This window comes from Bacteroides sp. AM54-2NS (assembly GCF_003602935.1).
Taxonomy (GTDB): domain Bacteria; phylum Bacteroidota; class Bacteroidia; order Bacteroidales; family Bacteroidaceae; genus Bacteroides; species Bacteroides xylanisolvens.
On the sequence record NZ_QTMZ01000018.1, the window covers coordinates 113,205 to 120,989 of the forward strand.

Below are 7,785 nucleotides of genomic sequence, written 5' to 3' on the forward strand. Positions count from 1 at the left end.
GCAAATACACCGTTTTTATGGCACGCCATTTGTAGATATAAGAAATAAAGCAAATATTGCAATACAAACTTGATTAATGCGTATATTTGCCAGTGAATAACCCTTAGAAGAAAAGGAAAAGTATGAATAATCAATTCTCACAAAGAGTTTCCGACATTATCGTCTATAGTAAGGAAGAAGCGAATCGGTTGAGAAGTAGGTATATAGGCCCTGAGCACCTGCTTCTGGGAATCCTTCGTGACGGTGAAGGAAAAGCTATCGAGATATTGTCTAAACTCAACACCAATCTAGCTGCAATAAAGCAACAGATTGAAGCTCAACTGAAGGCAGAAGCTGATGATATGTTATTGCCTGATGCAGAGGTACCGTTATCTAATGATGCGGCAAAGATATTAAAAATGTGTATTTTAGAAGCTCGTGGAATGAAAAGTAACATCGCTGATACAGAACATGTATTATTGGCTATTTTAAGAGAAAAAAACAATATGGCCGCTTCTGTACTTGAAGCAAACGATATAAATTATGTGAAAGTACTGGAGCAAGCTACATTGCAGCCAGATATAAACTCTGGTATGGGTTTCACGGAAGACGATGATGATGACGAAGAAATGTCCTCTCCCCGTTCCGGCAGAGGTGGTTCGGACGAACGCCAACAGGCACAAACCGCTTCAAAAAAGCCGTCTAATGACACGCCGGTACTTGACAATTTCGGTACTGACATGACAAAAGCGGCAGAAGAAGGACGCTTGGATCCTGTTGTCGGCAGAGAGAGAGAAATCGAACGTTTAGCGCAGATCTTAAGCCGCCGCAAAAAGAATAATCCGATTTTGATTGGTGAGCCTGGTGTAGGAAAATCAGCGATTGTTGAAGGTCTTGCATTAAGAATCATTCAGAAAAAGGTTTCGCGGATTCTGTTTGATAAACGAGTGGTTGCTCTTGATATGACTGCTGTTGTAGCAGGAACCAAATATCGTGGACAATTTGAGGAACGTATTCGTTCCATTCTCAATGAATTACAGAAAAATCCGAATGTAATATTATTCATTGATGAAATCCACACGATTGTAGGCGCAGGCTCTGCGGCAGGTTCTATGGATGCTGCCAATATGCTAAAACCGGCATTGGCAAGAGGAGAAATACAATGTATCGGTGCTACCACTCTTGATGAATATCGTAAGAACATTGAGAAAGATGGCGCTTTGGAACGTCGTTTCCAAAAAGTAATAGTAGAACCGACTACCGCTGCCGAAACTTTGCAGATTTTGCGTAATATCAAGGATAAATATGAAGACCACCACAATGTGTATTATACGGATGAAGCATTGGAAGCATGTGTCAAGCTGACAGACCGCTATATCACAGATCGTAATTTCCCTGATAAAGCTATTGACGCTTTAGACGAAGCCGGTTCACGTGTACATCTTACCAATGTCAATGTGCCCAAAGAGATAGAAGAACAAGAAAAACTGATCGAAGAAGCCAAAAGCAAGAAAAACGAAGCTGTGAAATCGCAGAATTTCGAACTTGCAGCCAGCTTCCGTGATAAAGAAAAAGAGCTTTCTGTCCAATTGGATGAGATGAAAAAAGAATGGGAAGCCAATCTGAAGGAAAACAGGCAAACTGTTGATGCAGAAGAAATTGCCAATGTCATCTCAATGATGTCAGGCATTCCGGTACAACGGATGGCACAAGCTGAAGGTATCAAGCTCGCAGGTATGAAAGAAGATTTGCAGGCTAAAGTCATCGCACAAGATACAGCAATAGAAAAACTGGTTAAAGCTATTTTGCGAAGCCGTGTAGGGCTAAAAGATCCTAATAAGCCAATTGGCACATTTATGTTCTTAGGCCCGACAGGAGTTGGTAAAACTCACTTAGCAAAAGAGTTAGCCAAATACATGTTTGGTTCTGCTGATGCACTGATTCGTATAGATATGAGTGAATATATGGAAAAGTTCACTGTTTCACGCCTGGTTGGAGCACCTCCGGGATACGTAGGATATGAAGAAGGTGGTCAGCTGACAGAAAAAGTGCGCCGTAAACCATACTCGATTGTATTGCTTGATGAGATAGAAAAAGCACATCCGGATGTGTTCAACATCTTGCTTCAGGTTATGGATGAAGGTCGTCTGACTGACAGTTATGGCAGAATGGTAGATTTCAAAAATACTGTTATTATCATGACTTCCAATATAGGAACCCGTCAGCTGAAAGAATTTGGACGTGGCGTTGGTTTTGCGACACAAAGCCGCCTGGATGATAAGGAATTCTCGCGAAGCGTAATACAAAAAGCTCTAAACAAATCATTCGCGCCCGAATTCATCAATCGTGTAGATGAGATAATCACGTTTGACCAGCTTTCTCTGGAAGCAATAACAAAGATTATAGACATAGAGCTGAAAGGATTGTATGATAGAATAGAATCTATTGGTTACAAGCTTGTTATTGAAGATAAGGCGAAAGAATTTATCGCCGGCAAAGGATATGACGTACAATATGGCGCCCGTCCTTTGAAGCGAGCAATTCAAACTTATCTGGAGGATGGCTTATCCGAGCTCATCATTTCCTCCTCTTTGAAGGAGGGAGATACTATTCAGGTATCTCTCAATGAAGAAAAAGGTGAATTGGAGATGAAAGTTGTCACTCCGGAATAATATTATTTCCTGAATAAGAAAATAAAATAATATGCCATAATGTCAGACCTTCGGGTCTGGCATTTTTTTTGTCTCTATCTGAACAAACATCAATTAAAATTAATCAATAGATAAACTAAAAAATATACGTATTATGCAAAAAGGTAATATTGGGGTTACAACAGAGAACATTTTCCCTATCATTAAAAAGTTTTTGTACAGTGACCATGAGATTTTTCTGCGCGAGTTAGTATCCAATGCAGTAGACGCCACTCAAAAGCTGAATACGCTTGCTTCTATTGGCGAATTTAAGGGTGAACTGGGTGATTTAACCGTTCACGTTGAATTGGGCAAAGATACCATTACTATTTCTGACCGTGGTATCGGTTTGACTGCAGAGGAAATTGAAAAGTACATCAATCAAATAGCTTTTTCAGGAGCTAACGACTTCCTGGAGAAATACAAGAATGACGCAAATGCCATTATCGGACATTTCGGACTTGGCTTCTACTCTGCTTTTATGGTTGCAAAGAAAGTGGAAATTATCACTAAATCATACAGAGACGGTGCACAAGCCGTAAAATGGACTTGTGATGGCAGCCCTGAATTCACTATTGAAGAAATAGAAAAAGCCGATCGTGGATCAGACATCATCTTATACATTGATGATGACTGCAAAGAATTTCTCGAAGAAGCACGTATTTCCGAGCTTCTGAAGAAATATTGCAGCTTCCTTCCTGTTCCCATTGCATTTGGGAAAAAGAAAGAATGGAAAGACGGCAAACAAGTAGAAACAGCCGAAGATAATATAATCAATGATACCACTCCTTTGTGGACACGTAAACCTAGCGAACTTTCGGATGAAGATTACAAATCATTCTATAGTAAGCTATATCCAATGTCTGATGAACCACTATTCTGGATTCACCTGAATGTTGATTATCCATTCCATCTGACCGGTATCCTCTATTTCCCGAAGGTAAAGAGCAATATTGAATTAAATAAGAATAAGATTCAGTTATATTGCAATCAGGTATATGTTACAGACTCGGTTGAAGGTATTGTGCCGGACTTCCTGACTTTGTTACATGGCGTAATCGATTCTCCGGATATTCCGTTGAACGTTTCCCGTTCGTATTTGCAAAGCGACTCGAACGTGAAGAAGATTTCAACTTATATCACAAAGAAGGTTTCCGACCGTTTACAGTCTATATTCAAGAATGACCGTAAGCAGTTTGAGGAGAAGTGGAATGATTTAAAAATATTTATCAATTACGGAATGCTCACACAAGAGGATTTCTATGATAAAGCGCAAAAATTTGCCCTTTTCACCGATACAAATGACAAGCATTATACATTTGAAGAGTACCAGACCCTTATTAAAGATAATCAGACAGATAAAGATGGAAACCTAATTTATCTGTATGCAAATAACAAGGATGAGCAATACAGTTATATTGAAGCTGCCACCAACAAAGGATACAATGTTTTGCTCATGGATGGCCAGTTGGATGTAGCTATGGTGAGCATGCTGGAACAAAAACTTGAAAAATCCCGTTTCACTCGTGTAGACAGTGATGTTGTTGACAATCTTATTGTAAAAGAAGATAAGAAAGGTGAAACGTTGGAAGCCAATAAACAGGATGCAATCACAACAGCCTTCAAGAGTCAATTGCCTAAAATGGATAAAGTTGAATTCAATGTCATGACACAGGCATTAGGAGAAAATTCAGCTCCAGTCATGATTACTCAAAGCGAATATATGCGTCGTATGAAAGAAATGGCGAATATTCAGGCCGGAATGAGTTTCTATGGTGAAATGCCTGATATGTTTAATCTAATTCTTAATTCAGACCATAAGTTGATAAAACAGGTATTGAATGAAGAAGAAAGCGCTTGCCAGGCAGAAGTAGCTCCGATACTTTCTGAAATGGACAATGTCAACAAACAACGCAATGAGTTGAAAGACAAGCAAAAGGATAAAAAAGAAGAAGAAATCCCCACATCAGAAAAAGATGAACTAAACAATCTGGATAAGAAGTGGGATGATCTGAAAGGTAAGAAAGAAGCTATCTTTATCAGCTACGCAAGCAATAATAAAGTTATCCGCCAGCTGATCGATTTGGCCTTATTGCAAAACAATATGCTAAGAGGTGAAGCTTTGAATAACTTCGTAAAACGTAGCATAGAATTGATTTAATATCGCCCCTTTAAACATTACACATACTTCAAGAAAGAGCATTCAACGTTAAATACACGTTGTAATGCTCTTTTTCAATTTAAAACGATCGGTAAAATATCGATTAATTGAAAAGTATTGTATATATTTGAACACTTAATAGACAAAAAATTCAATTGTTTGATTTGGGTTATGAGAAAGATTTTTTTAGTGTTAATTACTTTATGGCTGATTATTCCGGCTATCCATGCCCAAAAAGTAGGACTTGTATTAAGCGGTGGTGGCGCCAAAGGGATGACACACATCGGTATCATTCGCGCTTTGGAAGAAAACAACATTCCTATTGATTACATTGCAGGCACTTCTATGGGAGCCATTATCGGTTCTTTATATGCCATGGGATACTCTCCTGACGACATGGTAGAACTTCTCAAGTCGGAAGACTTTAAACGATGGTATTCCGGAGAAGTGGAAGAGAAATATGTATATCACTTCAAAAAGAATCTTCCCACTCCCGAATTCTTCAATATTCGTTTTTCATTCAAGGACTCACTGAAAAGTTTGAAACCTCAATTCCTGCCTACCAGTGTTGTCAATCCGATTCAAATGAATCTCGTTTTTGTAGACCTATATGCACGTGCCACAGCCGCTTGTAAGGGAGATTTTGATAAACTTTTTGTTCCTTTCCGTTGCATTGCGTCCGATGTATACAACAAGAAACAATTAGTCATGAAGGAAGGAGATTTAGGAGATGCCGTCAGAGCTTCCATGAGCTTCCCATTCATGTTTAAACCTATTGAAATAGACAATGTATTAGCCTATGACGGAGGTATTTATAATAACTTTCCTACAGATGTCATGAGAGATGATTTTCATCCGGATGTCATCATAGGAAGCGTCGTGTCAACCAATCCCACTAAACCCAAAGAAAATGACCTCATGAGTCAAATTGAAAATATGGTGATGCAGAAAACCGACTATTCCATTCCGGACTCCATGGGGATTTTAATGACGTTCAAATATGACAATGTCAATCTAATGGATTTTCAACGCATTGACGAATTACACGATATAGGATATAATCGAACCATCAGCATGATGGATTCAATCAAAAGTCGTATCCATCGGCGTGTAAATCTGGACAATATACGTTTAAGAAGAATGGTATACCGGAGTAATTTTCCGGAGCTACGCTTTAAAAATATCATCATCGACGGAGCTAATCCACAACAACAAGTATATATTAAAAGAGAATTTCATAAATCAGATAACAAAGAATTCACTTATGAGGATTTAAAACAAGGTTATTTCCGATTGTTATCTGATAAAATGATTTCCGAAATTATACCGCATGCAATTTATAATCCGGAAGACGACACCTACGATCTACATTTAAAGGTGAAATTAGAAAATAATTTTGCTGTGCGGTTGGGAGGAAATATATCCACTTCCAACTCCAATCAGATCTATCTGGGGCTTAGCTATCAGGATTTAAACTACTATGCCAAAGAGTTTATCCTTGACGGGCAACTCGGAAAAGTATATAATAACGTGCAGTTTATGGCAAAAATTGACTTCGCCACTGCCATTCCTACCTCATACCGCCTTATAGGCTCAATCAGTACTTTCGACTATTTCAAGAAAGACAAACTTTTCTCGCGAAATAACAAACCCGCCTTTAATCAGAAAGACGAACGTTTCTTAAAATTGCAGGTCGGCTTACCTTTCCTTTCGAGCAAGCGAGCAGAGTTTGGGGTCGGAATTGCGAAAATAGAAGATAAATATTTTCAGAAAAGCGTCATTGACTTTGGAAATGACAAATTTGACAAAAGTCGCTATGATTTATTCGGTGGATCAATCAGCTTTAATGGAAGTACCCTAAATTCTAAACAATACCCCACACGTGGATACAGAGAAGCTCTTGTTGCCCAGATCTTCGTTGGAAAAGAACGATTCTACCCGGGCGAAGGAAGTACCACCAACAACAATAATAAAGACCATCACTCATGGTTGCAATTATCATACATGAAAGAGAAATATCATAATATGAGTGAACATTGGGTTTTAGGGTGGTATTTGAAGGCATTATATGCCTCTAAAAACTTTTCCGAGAACTATACGGCCACAATGATGCAGGCTGGAGAGTTTTCGCCCACGCTACACAGTAAATTGACCTACAACGAAGCCTTTCGTGCCAATCAATTTGTGGGAGCCGGTATTCGGCCTATTTACCGTTTAAACCAAATGTTCCATCTTCGGGGAGAATTTTATGGCTTTATGCCCATTTATCCAATCGAAAAAAACTCGTTGAATAAAGCATATTATGGAAAAGCTTTCTCCAAGTTTGAATATTTAGGAGAAATTTCTGTTGTATGTCAATTACCTTTTGGAGACATCTCTGCATATGTAAATCATTATAGCTCACCGAAAAGGGAGTGGAATGTCGGACTAAGTATAGGTTGGCAACTATTCAATTATCGGTTCATAGAATAATTTTCTACAAAAAAAGTCGTTGAAAAGCTTGCTAGTTCGGGAAAAGTCCGTATCTTTGCACCCGTTAAAACGAAATAATGGTCGCGTAGCTCAACTGAATAGAGTAGCTGACTACGGATCAGCCGGTTACAGGTTTGAATCCTGTCGCGATCACTTAATCCTCTGCATTTTATGTGGAGGATTTTATTTTTTCCCCCATTTCATCGAAGAAATCGGCCTTTTCCATTCAGCTATTTTATATCCCGGCTCGATATTAGAAAAGAAACATGTGGTAGGTTATTTTGGCTCAGTCTGAAACCTTGGGGGATTGCGTTAAAATTCTTATTTTTGCATCATGAAAACATCCTCTTCCCAAACGATTGATCCTGTTGCTTCTTTAAGCTTGTTCTTGCCTTCAGGAATCCTTGATTACTTTACCCTAGTCAATCATGTTTCTCAGGATACTTGCTTTATTCTTTATTTAGAGGAGAAAGCCACTATTCC

At 38.7% G+C, this 7,785-nt stretch carries 3 protein-coding genes and 1 tRNA gene; all 4 read left to right on the forward strand.

The window, feature by feature from the left end; genetic code table 11:
- Positions 1-122 precede the first annotated feature (122 nt).
- The 4 genes from DXA05_RS13160 (at position 123) to DXA05_RS13175 (ending at position 7,455) form a co-directional block, all read left to right on the forward strand.
- A complete protein-coding gene (locus DXA05_RS13160; RefSeq protein ID WP_004314507.1) occupies positions 123-2,651 on the forward strand; it encodes an ATP-dependent Clp protease ATP-binding subunit in 2,529 nt (842 codons plus the stop codon).
- A gap of 133 nt (positions 2,652-2,784) precedes the next feature.
- Entirely contained in the window at positions 2,785-4,830 is a 2,046-nt protein-coding gene (gene htpG / locus DXA05_RS13165) for a molecular chaperone HtpG (protein ID WP_128859237.1), read from the forward strand.
- A 171-nt stretch (positions 4,831-5,001) separates the two neighbouring features.
- Positions 5,002-7,302 (forward strand): patatin-like phospholipase family protein, encoded by a 2,301-nt coding sequence (locus DXA05_RS13170; RefSeq protein WP_008022360.1) that lies wholly within the window; start codon positions 5,002-5,004, stop codon positions 7,300-7,302.
- Positions 7,303-7,381: 79 nt separating this feature from the next.
- Positions 7,382-7,455 (forward strand) — tRNA-Arg (locus tag DXA05_RS13175).
- Positions 7,456-7,785 lie beyond the last annotated feature (330 nt).

Bases quoted from the DNA above. Each gene is read 5' to 3' on its own strand.
- htpG (WP_128859237.1), top strand. From the start codon at position 2,785: ATGCAAAAAGGTAATATTGGGGTTACAACAGAGAACATTTTCCCTATC.
- DXA05_RS13160 (WP_004314507.1), top strand. From the start codon at position 123: ATGAATAATCAATTCTCACAAAGAGTTTCCGACATTATCGTCTATAGT.
- DXA05_RS13170 (WP_008022360.1), top strand. From the start codon at position 5,002: ATGAGAAAGATTTTTTTAGTGTTAATTACTTTATGGCTGATTATTCCG.